20 protein-coding genes are annotated in these 22795 nt (G+C 34.6%); 11 read left to right on the top strand and 9 right to left on the bottom strand.

The window, feature by feature from the left end:
- The first annotated feature begins 168 nt into the window (after positions 1–168).
- From YW9_RS0101640 to YW9_RS0101665, 6 genes are all read left to right on the top strand, one after another.
- Positions 169–540 carry an HU family DNA-binding protein gene (locus tag YW9_RS0101640; RefSeq protein WP_018278434.1) on the top strand — a complete coding sequence of 124 codons (372 nt, stop codon included), beginning with the start codon at positions 169–171 and terminating at the stop codon, positions 538–540.
- Between the two features lie 323 nt (positions 541–863).
- Positions 864–1439, top strand: coding sequence for a hypothetical protein (locus YW9_RS0101645; protein WP_018278435.1), 576 nt, complete (start codon positions 864–866; stop codon positions 1437–1439).
- A 105-nt stretch (positions 1440–1544) separates the two neighbouring features.
- Positions 1545–2201 carry a hypothetical protein gene (locus tag YW9_RS0101650; RefSeq protein WP_018278436.1) on the top strand — a complete coding sequence of 219 codons (657 nt, stop codon included), beginning with the start codon at positions 1545–1547 and terminating at the stop codon, positions 2199–2201.
- 372 nt (positions 2202–2573) lie between these two features.
- Entirely contained in the window at positions 2574–3341 is a 768-nt protein-coding gene (locus YW9_RS0101655) for a 3'-5' exonuclease (protein ID WP_018278437.1), read from the top strand.
- A 77-nt stretch (positions 3342–3418) separates the two neighbouring features.
- Positions 3419–4036 (top strand): DUF4230 domain-containing protein, encoded by a 618-nt coding sequence (locus YW9_RS0101660; RefSeq protein WP_018278438.1) that lies wholly within the window; start codon positions 3419–3421, stop codon positions 4034–4036.
- 47 nt (positions 4037–4083) lie between these two features.
- Positions 4084–4695, top strand: coding sequence for a fumarylacetoacetate hydrolase family protein (locus YW9_RS0101665; protein WP_018278439.1), 612 nt, complete (start codon positions 4084–4086; stop codon positions 4693–4695).
- 234 nt (positions 4696–4929) lie between these two features.
- Here the strand turns inward: YW9_RS0101665 and YW9_RS0101670 are convergent, their stop codons facing one another.
- The 4 genes from YW9_RS0101670 to YW9_RS0101685 form a co-directional block, all read right to left on the bottom strand.
- Positions 4930–5691 carry a TPM domain-containing protein gene (locus YW9_RS0101670; RefSeq protein WP_018278440.1) on the bottom strand — a complete coding sequence of 254 codons (762 nt, stop codon included), beginning with the start codon at positions 5689–5691 and terminating at the stop codon, positions 4930–4932.
- Positions 5691–6134: a TPM domain-containing protein gene (locus YW9_RS0101675; RefSeq protein WP_018278441.1), complete on the bottom strand. Its 444-nt coding sequence runs from the start codon at positions 6132–6134 to the stop codon at positions 5691–5693. The genes YW9_RS0101670 and YW9_RS0101675 overlap by 1 nt, the downstream gene beginning before the upstream one ends.
- Positions 6135–6722 (bottom strand): LemA family protein, encoded by a 588-nt coding sequence (locus YW9_RS0101680; protein ID WP_018278442.1) that lies wholly within the window; start codon positions 6720–6722, stop codon positions 6135–6137.
- A 125-nt stretch (positions 6723–6847) separates the two neighbouring features.
- Positions 6848–7798, bottom strand: coding sequence for a DUF4300 family protein (locus YW9_RS0101685; RefSeq protein ID WP_026193731.1), 951 nt, complete (start codon positions 7796–7798; stop codon positions 6848–6850).
- A gap of 410 nt (positions 7799–8208) precedes the next feature.
- On the opposite strand from YW9_RS0101685, the gene YW9_RS0101690 reads away from it, so the two are divergent.
- Entirely contained in the window at positions 8209–8958 is a 750-nt protein-coding gene (locus YW9_RS0101690) for a DUF4595 domain-containing protein (RefSeq protein WP_018278444.1), read from the top strand.
- 452 nt (positions 8959–9410) lie between these two features.
- On the opposite strand, the gene YW9_RS0101695 is transcribed toward YW9_RS0101690, so the two are convergent.
- Together YW9_RS0101695 and YW9_RS0101700 are read right to left on the bottom strand one after the other, a co-directional pair.
- Positions 9411–11033 carry an ABC-F family ATP-binding cassette domain-containing protein gene (locus tag YW9_RS0101695; protein WP_018278445.1) on the bottom strand — a complete coding sequence of 541 codons (1623 nt, stop codon included), beginning with the start codon at positions 11031–11033 and terminating at the stop codon, positions 9411–9413.
- Positions 11034–11168: 135 nt separating this feature from the next.
- Positions 11169–13634 carry an outer membrane beta-barrel family protein gene (locus YW9_RS0101700; RefSeq protein ID WP_040353627.1) on the bottom strand — a complete coding sequence of 822 codons (2466 nt, stop codon included), beginning with the start codon at positions 13632–13634 and terminating at the stop codon, positions 11169–11171.
- A 240-nt stretch (positions 13635–13874) separates the two neighbouring features.
- Here YW9_RS0101700 and YW9_RS0101705 point away from each other — a divergent pair, with 240 nt between their 5' ends.
- On the top strand, positions 13875–14318 hold the full coding sequence (locus YW9_RS0101705) for a GNAT family N-acetyltransferase (protein ID WP_026193733.1): 444 nt from the start codon (positions 13875–13877) through the stop codon (positions 14316–14318).
- Positions 14319–14349: 31 nt separating this feature from the next.
- On the opposite strand, the gene YW9_RS0101710 is transcribed toward YW9_RS0101705, so the two are convergent.
- Positions 14350–15111, bottom strand: coding sequence for a lysophospholipid acyltransferase family protein (locus YW9_RS0101710; RefSeq protein WP_018278448.1), 762 nt, complete (start codon positions 15109–15111; stop codon positions 14350–14352).
- 97 nt (positions 15112–15208) lie between these two features.
- Positions 15209–16402 carry a tRNA 2-thiouridine(34) synthase MnmA gene (gene mnmA, locus YW9_RS0101715; RefSeq protein WP_018278449.1) on the bottom strand — a complete coding sequence of 398 codons (1194 nt, stop codon included), beginning with the start codon at positions 16400–16402 and terminating at the stop codon, positions 15209–15211.
- Positions 16403–16584: 182 nt separating this feature from the next.
- Here mnmA and YW9_RS0101720 point away from each other — a divergent pair, with 182 nt between their 5' ends.
- From YW9_RS0101720 to lpdA, 3 genes are all read left to right on the top strand, one after another.
- A complete protein-coding gene (locus tag YW9_RS0101720) occupies positions 16585–17721 on the top strand; it encodes a hypothetical protein (RefSeq protein ID WP_018278450.1) in 1137 nt (378 codons plus the stop codon).
- 76 nt (positions 17722–17797) lie between these two features.
- Positions 17798–20626, top strand: a complete 2829-nt coding sequence (uvrA, locus tag YW9_RS0101725; RefSeq protein ID WP_018278451.1) for an excinuclease ABC subunit UvrA — start codon at positions 17798–17800, stop codon at positions 20624–20626.
- Between the two features lie 117 nt (positions 20627–20743).
- Complete coding sequence (gene lpdA, locus YW9_RS0101730; RefSeq protein ID WP_018278452.1) at positions 20744–22150, top strand: dihydrolipoyl dehydrogenase; 1407 nt, start codon at positions 20744–20746, stop codon at positions 22148–22150.
- Positions 22151–22252: 102 nt separating this feature from the next.
- Here the strand turns inward: lpdA and YW9_RS0101735 are convergent, their stop codons facing one another.
- Positions 22253–22777, bottom strand: coding sequence for a hypothetical protein (locus tag YW9_RS0101735; RefSeq protein WP_018278453.1), 525 nt, complete (start codon positions 22775–22777; stop codon positions 22253–22255).
- Positions 22778–22795: the final 18 nt, after the last annotated feature.

Raw genomic sequence — 22795 nt, forward strand, 5'->3', positions numbered from 1 at the left:
AACGTTGCAAAGAAACGAAAAAATAATTATGCTCCAAATTTTTTAACTTTTACTCTGCTTTAAACTAACAAAACGTTAATTATTTTGTTTTATTACAGAAAATGAGTACATTTGGTAGCGAAAAGTTACTTTTCAAACAATATTGTTTCACTTAAAAAACATACAACTATGAAGTATCATTTAGTACAGAAAGTAAATCCACAAGACCGCTCCAAAAAGAAATGGTATGCCAATGCGGTAATTTCGAGTAAAGTAGAACAAAAGGATATCGCTAAGAACATTTCGTCCAAATCGTCACTCACGGCTGGGGACATCGCCAATGTAATTCAGAATTTACTTGAAGAATTGCCCAAAGAATTGGTAAAAGGAAACAGCGTAAAGCTGGGTGATTTCGGAACATTCCGCATCTCCATTAGCAGTGAAGGCGTCGAAAATGAAAAGGACTTCAACGCCTCGATGATTAAAGATGTACGTATTATCTTTACCCCTGGGGTAGAAATGAAAAAGGCTATTGAAGGAATTTCTTTTGAAAAATCGTAAAACAAACTTTTGAACCTTACGGCTGTATTTGTTATACAGCCGTTTTTTTATAGCTTTTGGCACGAAAAATATTTTCTTTCAGTAGATAGGAAAAAAACTGACGTGAGAAAAAAAATTTCTTAACGTCAAGAAATTTTTTTTCTCACGTCAAGAAATTTTTAAATTGACGGAAATAACAATATTGCAAAACTATTCCTCTTAAAAATCAAATACAAAACAACTATAAATCAATCATTTATAAACAAAATATAGCACTGAAAACACATTACTTAAAAAAAGGGTTATATTTGCCATACACTTAATAAAAAAAGTATTTTTTAAATATGAAAAAATTACAATTTACCCTATCGAAAAAAAATTATCTAATAGGAGTTATTTTTTGGGGATTACCTTTCTTTACATACGCTCAATCTGATTTGCAAAGGCAGTTCAGTTTGGAAGCCTCAATAATATCGTTAGGCATTGCCTATGAACAACCTCTTTTAAAAAATACTGAAGCTGAATTGTCCGCAGGAATTATTGATTTTTTTAAATCAGAAACGGGATACTCAATAAATTCACTAACTGAAAAATTTTCACCCTATACCAAAGTTGCTCTTCGTCATTATTACAATCGTAATCATCGTGAACGTAAAGGAAAAGATAATTCCTTTAATAAAGGAAATTTCATTGCCTTTCAAAATAAAATACTATACGGAGCTACTCGCGATAATGACATAAGAATGATTAACGAAGTACATTGGGGCGTACAAACACAACTCATTAAAAAATTACTTTTTACCTTTCATATCGGTATAGGGCATTATTATCGCAAATCGTACATTAAGCAAGAAAGTAATAGTAAATACTGGCTTTTCGCTCCTACTTTGGGGTTAAAATTAAAATATGTTTTGTTTTAAAAAAGTTTTTTAATACTACATAAGTTAAAAATACATAGTTAAACATAAAGATTAAAAACTACAAAAACACATAACACACACCTATAAAATAAAAACAAAAAAACGATGAAAAAACTCAGTTTAATTGTTACCTTTGTGGCTCTGATAGCGTGTAAACAATCCTATGAACGTAAACAAGCGATGAGTAATAGGTCAGAAAATGAAACCCAAAGCGTAGAAAATGACAGCTTGGCACTGCTTAATCTCACGCGTAATGCCTACAAATGGTTGGAAAAGGAATATTCTTATGAAGATTTTGTGCCTGTTGCCAACCTTAATGATACCTTATATAATGGTATAGATTTCGCTATCCACGATGCACAGATACGCAAACTTGAAAAATCGGGCTTCTTCGGAAGAGATTTTATCAACCTGTATGACGAAATAGGTCACAATATAGATTTTGCTTTGCGAGAGCATCACGTAAAATGGGCAGTGGGTGATATTTCTCCATTTGACAAGGAAACGAACGATTGGTGCCTATGTCGGGACATTCCTTCATACGATTATTATGAGCGAATGACCATTGAAAACATAAAGATTGAAGAGGATACTGCCAGTTTTCAGTGGCGATGGGCTGAACGTTTTTGGAATACATCTGTTTACAAAGTCCGAGCAAAAAAAGAAGACGGACAATGGAAAATTGCTTGGCTTGAAGGGTTTGATGAAACGAATCAATGGGTTCGCACCTTAGTTCTGAATAGTGAAAATGACGATTTATAAATAGTCTGCTATAATTTTCCTACTGAAGTAATCAAAATCAAATGAAGCAATAAATTATTTTGCTCACTATAAGAAAGACATTAATTACATAACCAAATACAAAAAACAACTATAAGAAAGAAATTTTTTATTGGGAAGTAATCAAAAAATATAGCGTATCAGTATGCTTTATCTATGAGATAAATATATAAAAAATGCCGTAAAAAGTATCGCAATCATTGCAGTTGTCAGACTGAGCGAAATCGAAGTCTTACAATCCTAAAACTTTGATTTTACTTAGCTTTACACAGAATGCTTTTCTGTTTTACAGCATATTTTCGTACATATTTACTACCCAATTACTAATTTCTACTGCTTAAATAAAACATTCATATGGAACTAAAACTATCAAAACCGATTTGTTTCTTCGATTTGGAAACCACTGGAACAGACATTACTAAAGACCGCATTGTTGAAATCTCCATACTAAAAGTATATCCTAATGGGAATAAAGAAAGTAAAACGTGGTTGGTAAATCCTACAATTCCGATACCCAAAGGAGCAAGTGATGTACACGGAATTACCAATGAACGCGTAGCCAACGAACCCACTTTCAAGGAACTTGCCAAAACCATTCATAATATGATTAAAGATTCGGACTTGGCAGGTTACAATTCCGACCGCTTCGATATTCCTCTTTTAGCGGAAGAAATGCTCCGTGCCGACGTCGATTTTGATTTAGGAAACCGCGTAACGGTAGATGTACAAACCATCTTCCACAAAATGGAACAACGCACCCTGAGTGCCGCTTATAAGTTCTACTGCGGAAAAACATTGGACAACGCGCACTCAGCAGCAGCGGACACCAATGCCACCTATGAGATACTAAAATCACAACTCGACCGATACAGCGAACTCGAAAACGATATGAAAAAACTCAGCGAGTTCACCACTCGAAAACAAGCGGTAGACTTTGCTGGATTTATTGCACTGAACGACAAAAATGAAACCATTTTCACCTTCGGAAAGCACAAAGGCAGAAAAGTAGAAGAAATACTGGAAGAAGAACCTGGTTACTTCGGCTGGATTTTGAATGCTGACTTTCCGCTGTACACCAAAAAGGTACTAACAGCCATCAAACTAAAAGGATTTTCAAAATAATTTAGCTGAAATCTTTTCCAAATAAAACGCAAAAATTATTGCGTACGTCCTATAAAAAACCTAAAAATAAACCTACTATGAAAAAATTTATCTTTGGAATGCTCACCGCTGTAGCCGTATTGCTACTTGTTAAGTTCTTTTGGGACAGAAAGGAAGCAAGGGAAACATTGGAGGCAGATTCGGCTCTGATTCAAACACAAATAGCCAATGTTAGCAAACTTGTAGTAACAGAAGGGCATTTTGCTGAGGTGATTTCTTACACTGATAGCCAGAAGTATTTTATGGACTTGCTTTCATTCGATAAAAAGATTCTAATCGTTGTCAATGCAGATGTTACCGTTTCTTACGATTTGCATAAGATAGTTTACGACATTGATGAGGTCAATAAAAAAGTGATTATCAAGTCTATCCCTGATGCCGAACTTAAGATTTATCCCAAAATGAAGTACTACGATGTTAGTCAGAACCCAGTAAATCCGTTCGGAACTGATGATGTTAATAAAATCCAACGCCAAGTGAACGCCGAATTGGAGAAGAAGATTGCACAATCCAACCTAAAGAAAAATGCAGAAAATCGCCTAATTTCAGAATTAGCAAACATCATTTTCTTAACAAAATCCATCGGTTGGACGTTGGAATACAACAGTTTGCCTATTGAAAACGCAAGCGATTTAAAAGTCATCGAAAAGAATTAAGCAAAATAAATATCGTAACAAAAACACACATATTAACCTGATAGTATATGAAAATCATCTGTGTAGGAAAAAATTACATCGACCATATTAAAGAATTTGATGGGAAACAACCCGATAATATGGTATTATTCCTAAAACCCGATACTGCTATTCATAATCCTGAAATGCCGTATTACATTCCCGATTTCACCAACGATTTACATCACGAAATTGAGGTAATCCTGAAAATTAATCAGAACGGGAAGCACATTTCGGAGAAGTTCGCACACAAATATTACGATGAAATTGGTTTAGGAATTGACTTTACAGCTCGTGATGTACAAGCACAACTTCGAAAAGAAGGACTTTCGTGGGAAAAAGCCAAAGCATTTGATGGCTCGGCGATTATAGGGAATTTTATCGAAAAGTCACGCTTTCCTGATTTAAATTCACTTGCTTTCCGATTGGAAAAGAACGGACAAAAAGTTCAAGAAAGCAGCACAAATTTAATGATTTGGAAGTTTGACCAAATCATTTCAGAAGCATCAAAATTTTTCACTCTACGCAAAGGCGACATTATCTTCACAGGGACACCCGCTGGAGTGGGCAGTGTAGCTCCCAACGATGTACTTGAAGGATTTTTGGAAAATCAGAAGATGTTTGAAGTTAATATCAAGTAACTTGATAATTGAAAAACCTCGAAACGAAATTTTTCTTCTTAAGAAAAAACTTCATTTCGAGGTTTTCTATATAAAGACGTACGTCAGAAAATTCCTAACAGAACTTAAAGCTACGTCGCTCAACACTCAATCTTTTTCGTACCATTGAGTCTAATTTTACGAATTTCACTTGCTTTTTATTCAGATTTTTTTGGATTTCTTTATAAAGCAAACAGCGATAAAGCGAAAATGGTGTTACCAGCTTCCACTGGCTCCTCCGCCTCCGCCCATTCCACCGCCGAAGCCTCCAAAACCTCCTGAACTTCCTCCACCGCCGAAGCCTCCGCCAAAACCGCCAGAGTTTCGCCCCATACTGGAAAGAATTATCATATCAAAAAGGTCAAAACCACCGCCTCCACGACTATTATTTCCGCCTTTACCTCCTTTTGACAAAGCTATAATCAGTAAAAGCATTGCAATTCCAAAAATAACTATCACCGAGAAAGGTATGCCCTGCGTTGAGGTAACGTCATTCTTGTACGTACCTGAAAGCACCTGCATTATCGAAGTTGTGGCACTATCAAAACCCGCATAATAATTCCCTTGCCTGAAATGAGGAATCATATCTTGTGTGATAATTTGCTTACTCAGTGCATCGGTTAGGTATTCTTCTACCCCATAACCTGTTGATATTGCTACCTTTCGTTGCTCAGAAGCCATTAATATCAGTACGCCATTATCCTTTCCTTTTTGTCCAATTTTCCATTCGGAAAGAATTTCAGCTGCCTGAAAATTAATATCATCATTGGTTGTTGGAACAATTGCAATGACAATTCCTGTGGAAGTAGAATCTGCGTAATGAGCTAACTTTGTATTAAGAAACATTCTTTCTTGATCGGAAAGTACGTTGGCATAATCCTGCACTGCTTCATTCGGATTCTTTAACTTAGGAACTTGTGCCAAAAGCAATGGCTGAATGGCAAAAAGCAATATGATACAATAATATAATTTCTTCATCAAATTTCTCCTTTTGAAATATCATCAGGAAGCTCATTAACATCTTCTTTCTGATATGGAAAATAACGTTTCAACTCTTCACCAGCTTTAAGAATGCCCTCAATAATTCCCTGACAGAATTGTCCTTTCTGGAAATGCAACCGCATTTGGTTTTTTGTAGTTTCCCAAAAATCTGGTGGAACTAATTTGTTAATGCCTTCATCTCCATAGATGGCAAATTTCTTATCCTGAACAGCAAAATAGAACAGCACACCATTACGCTGGGTTGTAGTGTCCATTTTCAATAAATGAAAAACCTCCACAGCTCTTTCAAGAGGTTCTGTGGAAGTTTTAGCTTCTAAATGCACACGTATTTCGCCCGAAGTAGTTTTTTCGGCAACACGAATGGCTTCTATAATTTCTTTTTCTTCTTGCGAAGTTAAAAAATCTTCAATTCTTGGCATTTATTTAAAATCAAAGTTAACTTCTGGTGCGTTTTCAGCTCCTTCTTTTGCTTTGAACAAAGGCATTTTTGAGCGGCCTGTAAATCCTGCAATCAAGCTGTTAGGGAATAACTCAATGTATACATTATATTCTTTAGCTGAAGCATTAAAACGATTACGAGCCACATTAATTCTGTTCTCAGTACCTTCAATTTGTGATTGTAATTGTAAAAAATTCTGGTTTGCTTTCAAATCAGGATAGCGTTCCACAGTTACTAACAATCGAGACAAAGCTGAAGTAAGCCCAGCTTGTGCTTCTTGAAACTGATTGATGGCTTCAGGAGTTAAATTAGAGGCATCTACATTTACAGAAGTAGCTTTAGAACGAGCTTCAATAACTTGTGTTAATGTTCCTCTTTCAAAGTCGGCAGCTCCTTGAACTGTTTTTACCAAATTGCCGATAAGGTCAGAACGACGTTGGTATGAACTTTCCACATCTGCCCACTCTTTTTCGGCTTCTCCTTTAAGACGCACCATTTGGTTATTTTTACTAACGCCCCAAAATCCTACAACGGCAAGTATTGCCACAATAATAATCCACTTTTTCATATGTTTACAATTTTAAAAGGCAAATCTAATAAATATAATTTACAATCCTAATGATATTCTGTATTTTATTTTAAATTTTCAAAAGAAAATAAACAAAAAGCTAATCAACTCAAAGAATTGATTTATTATTGTTTTACCTTATTTTCATTTGGGCGATAACCTTCTAATAAATCATCGTTTTCAAATATAAATGGAATTGACGTAGGTTGATTCCATTCTACATCGTAACGATGCATCAAAAAATCGTTTAGCTCAGTACGATTGTTAAATTTCACCGCTTGGTAAGGCTCTTGGAAAGATAATTTTTCGATAAAAATAAGTTTGTTATCCGTTGTTGGAACTAAAACCCCCACGTGACCTACAAATAATTCACTTTCCTCAGGAGTAATCGCCGAATGAAAAAAAACCGAAATGAGCGACGCTTTGGCTCTATCATTTTTATGAGGAAACGTGATGCCTTTCTCTTTCCAATTTTTTCGTGCATTTTCAATATGCTTTTGAGTATCAGAAACGTACGGAGTTGGGAAATTGGTGTATAAATTCATAAAAACTTCCTTTTCCCTCTCAGAAAATACCCTTTTAGGATTGTTCTCCAATGCATCATTATCCACAAATAGATTTAAACCAACGTTAGTTTTAGGCTCTTTAACCTCCACAAAATCACGTAATAAATCCAAAGAAGTAATTCTACAATTGTAACCAGGAAAATTAGGGTGTTTTTTATCCCAACGTTCTATAACACTAACTTGGTCATACTTAGGAGTTAAGTTATCCGAAGTAGAAAACCCTTGCTGAACCAATCCTACATCGCCTACCAAATTATTAAAATAGTTCACATTTTCAAAGAAAGCTTCAATATTAGCTTGAGCAATTCCAGCATTGGCAAGTGCCTGTTTTACTTCTTCCTGACTGGCTTTATCCACCAAATTGGAATATTCCATTTGTTTTAAAAAAGGCTGATTTTCAATATTTTCTTGTTTGGTAAGTGAATTTATGTTTGTTGTCTGTTTATTTTGTTGATTACAAGCTACAAAAGCAACTGCCAACCCCATAATTAAAATACTTTTTCCTTTCATAATGATTTCCTTAAGATTTAAAGTGCTAATGTAAATTATTTTTTTGATTTTCAAAGCAATATTTTTATTATTTCCCACAGAATCCCCAGATATTCACTAATTCCTATTTCATTCAAAACAATACAAAAATATACTAATGACAATATTTTAGGTTATGATGAGTATTTTTTAGGTTCAAGAAACAATATTTTAGCTTCCAATGACTATTTTTTAGATTCAGAAAGCAATAATTTAGATTTTGATTAGTATTTTTATTCTTCAATAAAGATATTCCATATCAATTGAAGTCTAATAAATTAATTTGATTGCTTTATCATACTATTTTTTTCGTTTCGATTCTTAAAAGTAGAAGGGAAAAATTAAAAAAGATTCTATACATTTGTGCTTTCAACAGATAAAAATTGAGTAAAATGAAAAAAAGTGTTTTAAAAATGATTTTTTTAGTAGTGTCATTAGCTACTATTTCTTGTGGAAAGGATACCGATAGTCCAAAACCTAATGAAAATGATTCAACTCCCGTAAAACTTATTAAGTCAATAAAAATCAACGGCGGAGAAGAGAATTTAAAAGAAGCTATAATTCATTATACATACAATAATGAAAATAAAATTACTAAAATAGGTGATGTAATTGATATATCTTACTCAAAAAATAAGATTGAGATTGGAGTATTTAAGGTATCAGCTACAATTAACGAAAAAGGAAATGTCGTTTCTTTAATAAAAAAAGAAACTTACGATAAAAAATATGAATATAAATACAATGCTGAGAATCAATTGATTCAAGAAATCAACAAAGCAGCTGAAGGAACCATCGATAAAGATGAAATATATGATTATCATTGGGAAAATGGTAATTTTGTAGCTTTAGGGGACAAAAATAATCCTGCTGTAAGAATTGAATATGGAAAAAATGTCAATAAAAATAATTTTTCATTAATTTTAAGTCGTTCTCATTATTATAAAATGTTTTTAATTTATTTACCTTTTCCTGTAGGAAAAAACTCAAAAATGCTTCCTACTAAAGTTTCTTCAGATGTATATACTTACACTTATGAATACGAATTCGATAAGGAAGGCTATGTTACCAAAATCACTGAAAATTACGAAAATACTCGGAATAAAGAAAAATACGTAACTACAATCGAAATCAATTACTAAATAAAATATCAAAGTAGGGAAAAGGTTATCAATTCAGAAAGAATGATAACCTTTTTTCTTTTAGCTTTTTTTAAAATAAAATTGTTTTTAAAACAATATTTTAGATTCCAATGACTAAAATTTAGATTCCATAATCAATATTTTAAATTCTGATGACTATTTTTTAGATTCAGAAAGCAATAATTTAGATTCCGAAAACAATATTTTTGATTCCAGAAGCAATATTTTAGATTCTGATGACTATTTTTTAGCTTCCGATGACAATATTTTAGCTTCCGATGACTAAAATTTAGATTCCAAAGACAATATTTTAGATTCCAGAACCTATTTTTTATCTTCTTTAAATTCTTTAAGTTCTTTTTTGCTTTTCTTTCAGTGTATAAAAAAACTCCGAACACAAAATATGCATTCGGAGTTGTTTATTGTACTTATTTTTTAGTTTCTGAAAGCGTTTATTTTCTTTCGTACATCGTTTTGCGAAGGTCTTGAATGTTTTTATCGTCCATATACTCGTCAAAAGTCATATAACGGTCGATAACTCCGTTGGGGGTAAGCTCAATAATTCGGTTGGCAACGGTTTGAGCAAATTCGTGGTCGTGTGTGGTAAACAAAACATTTCCTTTAAAATTCTTCAACGAGTTGTTGAAAGCTGTGATACTCTCCAAATCCAAATGGTTCGTTGGTTCGTTAAGCATCAGTACGTTAGCACGAAGCATCATCATACGGCTAAGCATACAACGTACCTTTTCTCCTCCCGACAACACCGATGATTTTTTCAAGGCTTCCTCACCGCTGAACAGCATTTTGCCCAAAAATCCACGTATGTACACTTCCTCACGTTCCTCTTCCGTTTTTGCCCACTGACGAAGCCAATCCACCAGCGAATAATCGTTATTGAAATATTCCGAATTGTCCACAGGAAGATACGATTGCGATGTGGTTACTCCCCATTGGAATTTTCCACTATCGGGTTGTTGTTTTTCATTCAGAATTTGATAAAAAGCCGTTGTAGCTCGTGAATCTTTTGAAATGACAGCCACTTTATCGTCTTTTGCCAAGTTAATATCCACTTTTTGGAACAAAATTTCACCATCGATAGAAGCTGAAAGGTTTTCCACGTGCAAAATTTGGTCTCCTGCTTCTCGTTCTTTGTCAAAAATAATAGCAGGATAACGACGCGATGAAGGTCGGATTTCTTCAATATTCAATTTTTCCAACATCTTTTTACGAGAAGTTGCCTGTTTTGACTTTGCCACGTTGGCACTAAAACGAGCGATAAATTCTTGCAACTCTTTGGCTTTTTCCTCTGCCTTTTTGTTTTGTTGTGCACGTTGACGGGCAGCTAATTGACTACTTTCATACCAGAAAGTATAGTTTCCGGAATAGTGGTTAATTTTCCCGAAATCGATGTCAGAAATGTGGGTACACACAGCATCTAAAAAGTGTCGGTCGTGCGAAACGACAATTACCGTGTTATCGTAATTTGCCAAGAAGTTTTCCAGCCAACCGATAGTTTCAAAATCGAGGTCGTTGGTAGGCTCGTCCATAATAAGCACGTCAGGATTTCCGAAAAGAGCCTGAGCCAAAAGTACACGAACCTTTAACTTTCCGTCCATTTCGCCCATCAAAGTATAGTGCATATCTTCAGAAATTCCTAAGTTGGAAAGCAAGGCAGCAGCATCGCTTTCAGCATTCCAGCCGTTCATTTCATCGAATTGTAGTTGTAGTTCGCCAATTCGGTCGGCATTTTCATCGGAATAATCGGCATAAAGCTCGTCCATTTCTTTTTTTATGGCAGAAAGCACTTTGTTTCCCATAATCACGGTTTCCAAAACCGTAAATTCATCATAAGCATAGTGGTCTTGCTCCAAAACTGACATTCGTTTGCCAGGTTCAAGGATAACACGCCCACTGGTAGGCTCTATTTTTCCAGAAAGGATTTTTAAAAAAGTGGATTTTCCTGCTCCGTTTGCTCCGATAATCCCGTAGCAATTGCCCTGTGTAAAGGTTACATTTACCTCATCGAACAAAACTCTTTTCCCAAACTGAACCGATAAATTTGAAACTGTTAGCATTGTCTTTAAAAATTAAATCGGGTGCAAAGATATTATTATTAAATGAAAGAGAAAAGTTTGTACACAAAAAAGCCGACTTACGTAACTGTAAATCGGCAAAAAAGAACGTTCTCATACGTGAATAACCTTTTTTCCTCAAAACTCCATCTCTGTATCCTCCATTGTGTTATCACGTTGATTTTTGCGTTCTTTTTGTTGCCCTTTGATGTTTCCAAATCGGTATGTAAAATTGAGCATTATTTGACGCTGACGCCATTGCATTTCGGAATGGGTAATGACTCTTGCTGTTTGGGTATCTGCAATCATCTTTCGTGAATTGAATAAATCACTCACATTCAATGAAATATTTCCTTTCTTATTGAATATTTCCTTACTTAAAGCTAAATTCGCTGATAAATTTCCTTCGATTTCAGATTGAGCTGATTTTCTGGGAGCACTGTATGTAACATTTATTTGAAAATCAATATTATATATTAAAGGTAACTTCGCCGTAAAACGACTTGACCACGAATTAGCTTCTGTATCAAAATTCTGTGTAGTTGTAATATTCTTATAGTTTGTATATGTATAAGAACCACTTGATTTATAATGATAAAAATTCATATTTAGCGAAAAACGCCAATTCTTTTTTGGTGTATAATTAGCGGTAAACTCAACCCCTACCCTATCTTCATCTGAAAGATTAATTGGGCGACGCATCATAACTGGAACCGAAAGCCCGTTTACTGTAATAAAATCACCTGTTTCCAAAGAAATCATTTCAAAAACTTCTGTAGAATGATTGTAATACACAGAAGTATTCAAACTAACTTTATCCCATCTTTTTAAATATGCAACATCAAAGGCATTTGTGTACGTTGGGTCCAAATCGGGATTTCCGCTAAATAAATTTGTATTACTTGAACGAGATACAAACGGATTGATAAAACGTGACCAAGGACGACGCAAACGACGACTATAACTTACACTAAGTTGCTGTTCTTCAGAAAATTCATATCCTAAATAAACCGATGGAAATAAACCCGAATATTTTTTGGAATAATTTTCATTTGTATCTTTCAACAACGAAATAACTTTGGTATGTTCAAAACGCAAACCTCCCATAAAATTCCATTTACCTAATTTTGTACCCAATTGCGAATAAAAAGCATTGATGTATTGTTCGTAAAAGAAATGATTGCTAAAGTTTGGATTTCGAATTAAATTTCCTACAGCATCAAAAATTCCTGCGGTAAAATCAATATCGGTTTCATCAAGTGTTCCTCGATAACCTGCCTCGAACTGCGATTTATTATTTTCACCAAACGGAAGTACATAATCTATCTGAGCCAAGTGTTTTATACCTTTCTCTTTTCCAATGGTTTGTTCAGTTTCTAAATCTGTATTCGTTGTCAAATTTCTCTCCTTAATAATGGCATTTTCATCTTCTTTTGATGAAGAAAATTGATAATCAGCTGTTAATTTATGTCCATCATTATTGAACTTATGCTCAAAATTGAGTGAATACTGAAAACGAAAATCATCATCTGATTCTGTATTATTTCTGTAACGTTTTGCTGTAAGCACCCGATTAACATCGTAATTAAAAAAATCAGTATCTGTTGTGTTTTTTCCCTTACTTGAGCCTAAAACAAAGCTATTTGTAATTGAAGATTGCTCATTAATACGATATTCTGCTCCAAAATTGAAATTATAACCATTTCTAAAACGATTTGTTTTACGATTTTCATCTTGAAAATTGGCTACTTTTCCCAAATCATTCAAATTTTGCTGACTAAACTTCGTATTTCCAGGAGAATTTCTATCGCGATACGATACATTTGTGAAAAAAGTCCAATCTTTTTTACGCAAACTCAAATTTGTACCAACTTCATACGCTTCTGGATTTCCTACCGAAGCCGTTACTGAGCCCATAAACCCTACTGCACTTCCTTTTTTAAGGATAATATTGATGATTCCCGCTGTTCCTTCCGCATCGTATCGCGAAGAAGGATTTGAAATAACTTCCACTCTTTCAATGGATTCTGCAGGAAGCTGACGCAATGCTTCGTCATTCACTCCCGACAAGGCAGAAGGCTTTCCGTTAATCAAAATTTGGACACTTTCATTACCTCGAAAACTTACTTTTCCTTCAGTATCAACCGAAACGGAAGGCACATTGTCCAAAACATCAGAAACTGAACCTCCTTTCACGGTCATATCCTGCCCTACATTGTACACTTTTTTATCCAAATGCAACTCCACTGTAGTTCGCTCAGCAACAACCTCAACTCCACTTAGTTCCTCCACATCAATCTTCAAAATAATATTTCCTAACTTTTTGTTTTCGTTTAGGTTAAAGTTTTTCACTTCATACGTTTTGAATGAAAAAAACTGAACTTTCAAATGATACACTCCTTTGGGAGCTTTTACATTAAATTCTCCTTTTTCATTAGTTACACCTCCTGTTATTTTGCTGGGATTGTTCAATGACTCCAATACAATAGTTGCATACTCCAAAGGGGTTTTAGTCTCATTATCAATCACTTTTCCTGATATGGAAAACTCTTGTCCCCAAGCCGAAAAAGTAATAAAAGTAAATAGAAATACCAATTTCTTCATAATAAATAATTTCACTTTATAAAAATACAACTCATTAGACATCAAAAAAAATAAATGGTTTAATGAAAACAAAAACAATAATTTTTATTTTTTAAAACATCAACCTTAAAAGCTTAAAAATCATACACTTATCAAATATTAATTTTTTTAAATAATCTTCATTTAGAATTATTTTTTATGAAACTCATTGTTTATTACATTTTTTCATTAGTTTTGCTCAACAAAATAAAGAAGAAAACTATGATTACATTTTTAACAAAAGAGCTCATTACGCCCGTAATTGAGCAAGATGCTCGTGATTTATTCTCCCTACTTAGTAAAAGAAAACAACTTCCTCTTTCTGAAGTTTTTAACAATGAAAAAGAAGCTCCTTTTATTGCCTGTTACATTGAAAATGGAAGGCTTTTAGGAATGGCTTCAATGGCAGTTTACAAAGTTATTTCTGGACATAAGGGTTGGATTGAGGATGTGGTTGTCAGTGAATCGCAACGCGGAAAAAAGATAGGCAAACAACTTATTCAAGCTCTCATTGAAAAGGGGAAATCTTTGGATTTAGGAGAAATTCTTCTTTTCACTTCTGCTGATAAGGTTGGAGCTATAAAACTCTATGAGCAAGAAGAATTTAAAGACAAAGGTGTTTTGGTATATGTGAAAGCACTGAAAGAAATTTATCCAAAACAATAAAAAAAAGAATAGTTAGAATTAAATATTCTAACTATTCTTTTTCTAAATTCTTAACTTTCAAAAACGATTCGTGTTGCTCAATTGCCATTTCTATTTTCTCAACAATTTGTTCAACACTTTCATTCTCATAATCAATTTGTAGGGGTGATTTTATAACCATTGATTGTCGTACGCCCTTCTTTTTAATATTGATTCCTTTCTTATCAAACGAACGGCGAAAACCATCAATAACGATAGGTACAACAACGGGTTTGTATTGTTTTATTAAGTGAGCCGTTCCTTTACGAATGGGTTTCCAAGGTGATGTCGTTCCTTGCGGAAAGGTAATTACCCAGCCGTCATTTAAGGCAATGCCTATGTTTTCAACATCGCTTTGTTTGACTTCACGCTGAATTTCTTTACCCTTTTCCCGCCAAGTTCTATCCACAGGAATAGCCCCAACGTAACTCAAAATTTTGGGAAGCAAACCCGACTTCATCGTTTCGGAAGCCGCTATGTAATAAATATTTAGCTTCGGATTCCACAAATAACCTATGTTCTTAATCGTATTTACTCTCCCTTTCAAACTTGCATTAAAAACGTGAAGCATTGCAGCCACATCAGCAAAGTAAGTTTGATGATTTGAAATAAACAAAACATTTGCCTCAGGAAGATTTCTAATAACGTCCGAACCTTCTATCTTGAGCTGATTAAATCCGTTGTAACGGCTATGTGTAACAACCCCAAAAATCCTTATTAACCAGCGTTTTATCCACAATATCTGTCCGAAAGGACTTCTTTTAAACAATTTCATCTTTTAATAAATCTTCAATCAAAATAGAAAATACAATTTGAAAGTTTTTCTTATTTAATTCTCTTTTTTAAGATTTTTATAAAATATTTTCTTTTTTCTAAGCAATTACTCCACTGCCAACAAGTTCATCATTATCATACCAAACAGCAAATTGCCCTTCGGTAACAGCACTTTGAGGCTCTTCAAAATGAACAAAAAGCCCATTTTCCGTTTTGTACAAAATAGCTTTTTGCAAAGGCTGACGATAACGAATCCTTACCATAAAATCCCTCTTTTCACCTACTTGCAAAGCCAAATCTTCACGAACCCAATGCACATCACACTCCTTTATGAAGAGAGCTTTACGAAAGAAACCTCTGTGATTATGCCCTTGTCCTACATAAATAACATTATGATTTACATCGGTTTCTATTACAAAAAGTGGCTCAGGTGTACCTCCCACATGCAGTCCTTTTCGTTGTCCTTTTGTAAAGTAATGTGCTCCCTGATGTGTTCCTACTTTTTTCCCATCAGAAAACTGATATTTGAATCGTTTTGAAAGATATTTTAATTCATCTTCATAAGTTTCAAAGAGTTTTAAACTATCAAACGAATTGTATCCCTCCCAATCATTTGAAATTTCGATAATGTCTCCCATTTTAGGTTGCAATTGTTGTTGTAAAAATTCAGGCAAACGCACTTTCCCTACAAAACAAAGTCCTTGAGAATCTTTCTTTTCAGCAGTAACCAAATTTTGTTGTGCTGCAATGGCTCTAACCTCTGATTTTTGCAGTTCACCTATCGGAAAAAGAGCTTTACTCAATTGTTTTTGTGACAATTGACATAAAAAATAAGATTGGTCTTTATTTGTGTCTTTTCCTGAAAGTAAACGATAGATTTTTTTGCCGTCAACAACAATTTCCTCTTTCCTACAATAATGACCAGTTGCCACGTAATCAGCCCCAAGTGAAAGGGCCAAATTCATAAACACATCAAACTTTATCTCTCTGTTACACAACACATCAGGATTAGGAGTACGACCATTTTCATACTCGCGAAACATATAATCCACAATACGTTGCTTGTACGGTTCACTCATATCAATCGTTTGAAAAGGAATTCCTAATTTTTCAGCGACCAAAAGAGCGTCATTACTATCTTCCAGCCACGGACATTCATTGGAAATAGTAACCGAATCATCGTGCCAATTCTTCATAAACAAGCCAATTACCTCATAACCTTGTTGTTGCAAAAGATATGCAGCAACACTGCTATCCACACCGCCTGAAAGTCCTACTACTACTTTTTTCATTTTCTCTACGATACTACTTCGTTTATTGAAATAATTAAAGTGCAAAGCTACTATTTTTTTATGATTTATCTGTATTAATAAAATATGTGATTCTCCATTGGGTTAAAATTCATACCTTTGCACACATTTTTTCTTAATTTAATTCACAATAAATTTTTGTGTAAGTATCTAATCAAAAAATTATGAAAGCAGAATTACTAAAACAAAAACAAGCTATCATTAAGCAGATGGAAGCTGAATTTGAGGCTACTTCCGAAGAAAACAGATATTTTTCAATTGAAAATATTCAAAAATGTGATGATGATTTAACTCAATTTATTGAAAGACTAAGCAATTTAGACAGAAACAAACTTTCACAAACCGATTTTGAACCTATCATATATGAAATCTGTAAAAATTTAGCAACTTTCAACCAAAATTATGAAGAAATCGAGTATTTACACGGATTTTTGTACAACGGTTACACACAAGAACTTAGCAATTTCATTCGTAAAGCCATTTTCGGTTTTGGATATCAGTTGCCTACTCCCATAAGTATTCCAACCAAAGTATTTTCCCTAAAACATTCACCTAAATTTCAATTTGAATATTTTTCGGTATACATTGGAAATGACAGCAAGGAAAGTGTAAGTTTAATCTATAACAATAACAATCAATGTTTTGAGTACGACGAAAATCCGTATGGAGATTGCTATCTTTTACCTATTTATAATTTCCAAATAAATTCTCAACACACTGAAATTTCTTTCGAAGTACTTTCAGAAGGGCAATACAAAGTTATAAAACTAATCTCCCAACACCCAAAAGATGCAATTTGGTTTAAAACATTAGTTTATTTACATCAAAATAAAATTTTTACGGGAGAAATCCCTCCTTACTTATCCCAAATCACTTTAATAACAAGGCTTGGTAAATTGTACGAATTTCGTAGTTCAAACTACACTGCTGAAGGAGAAATCATTTCGATGTACTCAGAAGGCACTGGAACTAATATTTTTGCAGGAAATCTTGATGAAAAAGGAAATGCAAAACACTTCTCATCAATTGAAGAAGATACACCGCAGAGACTTTTTCTGATTCATGCCGTTCCTACTTGGAAACGCTTTGAAGTTGATAATCTGTATTTTAAAGACAATAAACTCGTAGTTATTACCCAAAGTAATTATCATTTTTATAAAGAAGAATGGAAACTTGATATACAACTTTCTGAGCCACAAACATTTGAATTTCCAGTAAAGACGCTTCCCTTTATGCTTACATTTTTACAGGAAATACTTGCGGAAAAACCTTTTGTAAAAGAAGAAGAATCCAGAAATTAGTTTATAAATTTAATCAACGAAAAAATTACTATTTTTGCCAAAGTTTGCTTTTTCGGCAAAGATTCGATAACAACGTATGGAAAACAAAATTGAAGTTCAAGGGGCAAGAGCTCACAACCTTAAAAATATAGACATTGACATTCCCAGAGAGCAACTTGTAGTAATTACAGGGCTTTCAGGAAGCGGGAAATCATCACTTGCTTTTGACACTATTTATGCCGAAGGACAACGACGCTATATCGAAACTTTTTCAGCATACGCAAGGCAGTTCTTAGGAGGGCTTGAACGACCTGATGTTGATAAAATCGACGGACTTTCGCCAGTTATCGCCATCGAACAGAAAACAACTTCCAAATCGCCCCGCTCTACTGTGGGAACAATAACCGAAATTTACGACTTTTTGAGGCTTCTTTTCGCTCGTGCATCCGATGCGTACAGCTACAAGACGGGCGAAAAAATGGTAAGTTACAGCGATGCTCAAATTCAGGAACTTATCACAGAAAAATATCACGAAAAAAGGATAAATATTCTCGCTCCAGTGGTGCAATCACGTAAAGGACATTATCGCGAACTTTTTGAACAAATTGCTAAACAAGGATTTGTGAAAGTGCGTACCAATGGCGAAATTCGGGATATTGAAAAAGGAATGAAACTCGACCGATACAAAACGCACGATATTGAAATAGTGGTCGATAGACTTCTTATCGATTCAAATAAAGATACCCAAAGTCGATTACAGGAATCCATAAAAGTAGCAATGCAATACGGCGACGGAGTGCTGATGGTTTTAGACCAAGAAACGGAAAAAATTCAGTTTTTCAGTCGTAATTTGATGTGTCCAAGCACGGGAATTTCATATCCGATGCCCGAACCAAACACATTTTCGTTCAATTCGCCCAAAGGAATGTGTCCGCATTGCAACGGATTAGGAGAAGTGCAGGAAGTCAATCTTTCTAAAATCATTCCTAATCCAAAAATGTCCATAAAAATTGGGGCTATTGTTGCTATAGGCGAACAAAAAAACACTTGGATATTTAAACAACTTGAGATTATCCTTCACAAATTCGGTGCAAAACTATCTGATAATGTAGAAGACCTTCCGCAAGAAGCCATCGATATCATTCTATACGGAGCAAAAGAAAAATATGCCATAAAATCAGACGTTTTAGGAATAACAAGAGAATATGAAATTGATTTTGAAGGAATTGTAAACTTCATAAAGAATCAGCACGACAATTCCGATTCTGTTTCCATCAAAAGATGGGCTTCCGACTTTATGGACACGCTTCCTTGCCCTGAATGTGAAGGAACTCGCATTCGCAAAGAGGCTCTTTTCTTCAAAATAAACGAGAAAAACATCGCCGAACTTTCCAAAATGGATATTTTAGAGCTTTCGGATTGGTTTGCTGTTCTTCCTGAAAAAATTTCAGAAAAACAACAGAAAATTGCATCGGAAATTATCAAAGAAATAAGCACACGATTGCAATTTCTGGTAGATGTAGGTTTGACATATCTCTCTCTTAACCGAAGTTCAAAATCGTTATCAGGCGGGGAGGCTCAGCGAATTCGTTTGGCTACCCAAATCGGTTCACAACTAACGGGCGTACTTTACATCTTGGACGAACCCAGCATTGGGTTACATCAACGAGATAACAAACGTCTTATCAATTCATTAAAAGCTCTTCGCGACATCGGAAACTCAGTTATTGTAGTGGAACACGACGAAGAAATGATTCTGGAGGCCGATTATGTAATTGATATAGGACCAAAAGCGGGAAAAAATGGTGGTGAAATTATCTTTCAGGGGACTCCAAAGCAAATGATGGCTTCAAACACCATTACTGCTGACTATATTAGTGGACGAAAACAAATAAATACCTCCAAAGAACGCAGAAAAGGTAACGGTAAGGAAATTATTTTGCGTGGCTGTACGGGAAATAACCTCAAAAATGTGTCGGTAACTTTTCCTTTGGGAAAAATGATTGGCGTAACAGGGGTTTCGGGTAGCGGAAAGTCCACTTTGATAAATGAAACGCTTTATCCGATTTTAAACGCTCATTTTTTCAATGCGGTAAAGAAACCTATGCCTTATGAAAGCATCGAAGGACTTGAAAACATTGATAAAGTAATCGCTATAGACCAGTCGCCCATCGGAAGAACGCCTCGTTCCAACCCTGCAACCTATACGGGAGTTTTTAGTGAAATCCGCACTCTTTTTACACAGACGCCAGAGGCTATGATACGCGGATACAAACCAGGTAGATTTAGCTTTAACGTGAAAGGCGGTAGGTGCGAAACGTGTGAAGGTTCAGGTCTGAAAGTTATCGAAATGAACTTTTTACCAGACGTTTATGTGGAGTGCGAAACCTGCAAAGGAAAACGTTTTAACCGAGAAACACTCGAAGTTCGTTACAAAGGAAAATCAATAGCCGATATTTTGGATATGACTATCTCGGAAAGCGTTGTTTTTTTTGAAAATATTCCTAAAATACATCGAAAATTAAAAACTATTGAAGAAGTAGGACTCGGATACATCACTTTGGGACAACAATCAACCACGCTTTCGGGTGGAGAAGCTCAACGAGTGAAATTAGCCACAGAACTTTCAAAAAAGGATACTGGAAATACGTTTTATATTCTTGATGAACCTACTACGGGCTTACATTTTGAAGATGTAAAAGTACTTTTAGACGTTTTGGATAAATTGGTCGATAAAGGAAATACCGTGCTTGTCATCGAACATAATATTGACGTTATCAAAAAAGTAGACTACATCATCGACATAGGCTATGAAGGCGGAAAAGGTGGCGGTGAAGTTGTCGCCTCTGGAACACCTGAAGAAGTAGCAAAAGACAAAAAAAGTTTTACAGCTGAATTTTTGAAAGAAACGAAGATACAGAAATAAACTCCTTACTCTATATTTTTGTTCAACAATTCTTAAAAAGAAGAATATCGGTTCTTGTTTTTATATCTTTTTATTTGTACGTTTGCGATATTAATCATAAAATTTAAGTATTAAGTTATGAAAACATATGATATTGTTGTAATAGGCTCAGGACCTGGAGGATATGTAGCTGCCATTCGTTCAGCACAGTTAGGATTCAAAACGGCTATTATTGAGAAATACGACACTTTGGGTGGCACTTGTTTGAATGTAGGTTGCATTCCTTCAAAAGCTTTATTAGATTCTTCTCATCATTACGAAGATGCTTTAAAACACTTTGAAACACACGGCATTGAAATTACTGGCGAAGTAAAAGTTAGCCTTAAAAAAATGATTGACAGAAAAAATTCTGTAGTAGAGCAAACTTGTTCAGGAATTAAATTCTTGATGGATAAAAACAAAATTGATGTTTTTCACGGATTGGGAAGTTTCGTAAATTCAACTCGAATCAAAATCACTTCAAAAGATGGTTCTTCTGAAGAAATTGAAGCTCAAAAAACAATTATCGCTACAGGTTCTAAACCTTCCTCTTTACCATTCATAACTATTGATAAAGAACGTATTATAACTTCTACTGAAGCTCTTAAATTAACCGAAATTCCAAAGCATTTAATCGTTATTGGCGGTGGTGTCATTGGCTTGGAACTTGGGCAAGTTTACAAGCGATTGGGAGCTTCTGTTTCTGTTGTTGAATATATGGATAGTATTCTTCCTACTATGGATAAAGGTTTAGGGAAGGAACTTACAAAAGTGCTTAAAAAACAAGGTTTTAAGTTCTATACAAGCCATCAAGTAAAAGAAGTTTCTCGTAATGGAAATATGGTAACTGTAAAAGCCACTACTCAAAAAGGAGAAGAAGTTGTACTTGAAGGTGATTATTGCTTGGTCGCTGTAGGAAGAAAACCTTATACTGATGGACTGAATTTGGAAGCTGTTGGTATCAAAACAGATGAACGTGGCAGAATTGAAGTAAACTCACATTTACAAACCAATGTATCAAACATTTATGCGATTGGCGATGTGGTTCGTGGTGCAATGTTAGCTCACAAAGCAGAGGAAGAAGGCGTTTTAGTTGCTGAGCGATTAGCTGGACAAAAACCTCATATTGATTACAATCTAATACCTGGAGTTGTCTACACTTGGCCTGAAGTTGCTTCGGTAGGAAAAACAGAAGAACAACTTAAAGAAAAGGGTGTTACGTTCAAATCGGGGCAATTCCCGATGCGTGCTTTAGGACGTTCAAGAGCAAGTATGGACACAGACGGATTTGTAAAAATATTAGCTGATGCCTCTACCGATGAAATTTTGGGAGTTCATATGATTGGTGCCAGAGCTGCTGATATGATAGCCGAAGCCGTAACAGCTATGGAATTCAGAGCAAGTGCTGAGGATATTTCACGCATCAGTCACGCACACCCAACCTTTACCGAAGCCATCAAAGAAGCTGCTTTGGCTGCCACAGATAATCGGGCTTTACATATATAATCTTCACTATCTGGTGGATTGTCAAAAATAAAATTTACTTGAATATAAAAAAGGTGATAATTTTTTTAGAATTATCACCTTTCTCTTTTTTACAATATTATTTTATATACGCTTGAGTTGCTGTTGCATCATTTTGATTTGTTCTGTCATCATATTCTGTTTATCCAGCTTTTTAGCTTCAGCAAGTAATTCTTGAGCTTCTCGCTTTCTACGTTTTTGTAACATAATACCTGCCAAACTCAACTTTGCCATAGCAACATCATAGCTCATATTTAACCCCAACTGCAAAGCTTTTCTAAAATATTTCTCAGCCTGAGTAAGATTTATTTGCGAATAAATAATTCCGTGCAAATAATTATAATACCCTTGTTGTTTTTTAATCAATGCCGTTTCAGGTTCAACTATTTTACTTAGCCATTTTTGAGTACCTTCAAAATCTTGTTTTCTCAATCTTAGGAAAGCCAACAAAATAAACTCGTTTCTGAAATACAATACTATAGGAATTGCTGACAATAACATCAAAGCAATTCCATTACCAATATTCCCTTCTGTGAATTGATATATGGCATAAACATTAATCAATATGGCAAGGGCAATTTTCACATATTTATTTTGTAAATATTTCATTTTCTTGATTTTTTTAAA

The organism is Capnocytophaga cynodegmi DSM 19736, from assembly GCF_000379185.1.
GTDB lineage: Bacteria > Bacteroidota > Bacteroidia > Flavobacteriales > Flavobacteriaceae > Capnocytophaga > Capnocytophaga cynodegmi.

Excerpts from the sequence above, each read along its gene's own strand:
- YW9_RS0101735 (WP_018278453.1), bottom strand. The coding sequence starts at position 22,777 with ATGAAATATTTACAAAATAAATATGTGAAAATTGCCCTTGCCATATTG.
- YW9_RS0101710 (WP_018278448.1), bottom strand. The coding sequence starts at position 15,111 with ATGAAATTGTTTAAAAGAAGTCCTTTCGGACAGATATTGTGGATAAAA.
- YW9_RS0101670 (WP_018278440.1), bottom strand. The coding sequence starts at position 5,691 with ATGAAGAAATTATATTATTGTATCATATTGCTTTTTGCCATTCAGCCA.
- YW9_RS0101700 (WP_040353627.1), bottom strand. The coding sequence starts at position 13,634 with ATGAAGAAATTGGTATTTCTATTTACTTTTATTACTTTTTCGGCTTGG.
- YW9_RS0101705 (WP_026193733.1), top strand. The coding sequence starts at position 13,875 with ATGATTACATTTTTAACAAAAGAGCTCATTACGCCCGTAATTGAGCAA.
- YW9_RS0101645 (WP_018278435.1), top strand. The coding sequence starts at position 864 with ATGAAAAAATTACAATTTACCCTATCGAAAAAAAATTATCTAATAGGA.
- YW9_RS0101640 (WP_018278434.1), top strand. The coding sequence starts at position 169 with ATGAAGTATCATTTAGTACAGAAAGTAAATCCACAAGACCGCTCCAAA.
- uvrA (WP_018278451.1), top strand. The coding sequence starts at position 17,798 with ATGGAAAACAAAATTGAAGTTCAAGGGGCAAGAGCTCACAACCTTAAA.
- YW9_RS0101675 (WP_018278441.1), bottom strand. The coding sequence starts at position 6,134 with ATGCCAAGAATTGAAGATTTTTTAACTTCGCAAGAAGAAAAAGAAATT.
- YW9_RS0101690 (WP_018278444.1), top strand. The coding sequence starts at position 8,209 with ATGAAAAAAAGTGTTTTAAAAATGATTTTTTTAGTAGTGTCATTAGCT.
- lpdA (WP_018278452.1), top strand. The coding sequence starts at position 20,744 with ATGAAAACATATGATATTGTTGTAATAGGCTCAGGACCTGGAGGATAT.
- YW9_RS0101680 (WP_018278442.1), bottom strand. The coding sequence starts at position 6,722 with ATGAAAAAGTGGATTATTATTGTGGCAATACTTGCCGTTGTAGGATTT.
- YW9_RS0101655 (WP_018278437.1), top strand. The coding sequence starts at position 2,574 with ATGGAACTAAAACTATCAAAACCGATTTGTTTCTTCGATTTGGAAACC.
- YW9_RS0101650 (WP_018278436.1), top strand. The coding sequence starts at position 1,545 with ATGAAAAAACTCAGTTTAATTGTTACCTTTGTGGCTCTGATAGCGTGT.
- mnmA (WP_018278449.1), bottom strand. The coding sequence starts at position 16,402 with ATGAAAAAAGTAGTAGTAGGACTTTCAGGCGGTGTGGATAGCAGTGTT.
- YW9_RS0101685 (WP_026193731.1), bottom strand. The coding sequence starts at position 7,798 with ATGAAAGGAAAAAGTATTTTAATTATGGGGTTGGCAGTTGCTTTTGTA.
- YW9_RS0101720 (WP_018278450.1), top strand. The coding sequence starts at position 16,585 with ATGAAAGCAGAATTACTAAAACAAAAACAAGCTATCATTAAGCAGATG.
- YW9_RS0101665 (WP_018278439.1), top strand. The coding sequence starts at position 4,084 with ATGAAAATCATCTGTGTAGGAAAAAATTACATCGACCATATTAAAGAA.
- YW9_RS0101695 (WP_018278445.1), bottom strand. The coding sequence starts at position 11,033 with ATGCTAACAGTTTCAAATTTATCGGTTCAGTTTGGGAAAAGAGTTTTG.
- YW9_RS0101660 (WP_018278438.1), top strand. The coding sequence starts at position 3,419 with ATGAAAAAATTTATCTTTGGAATGCTCACCGCTGTAGCCGTATTGCTA.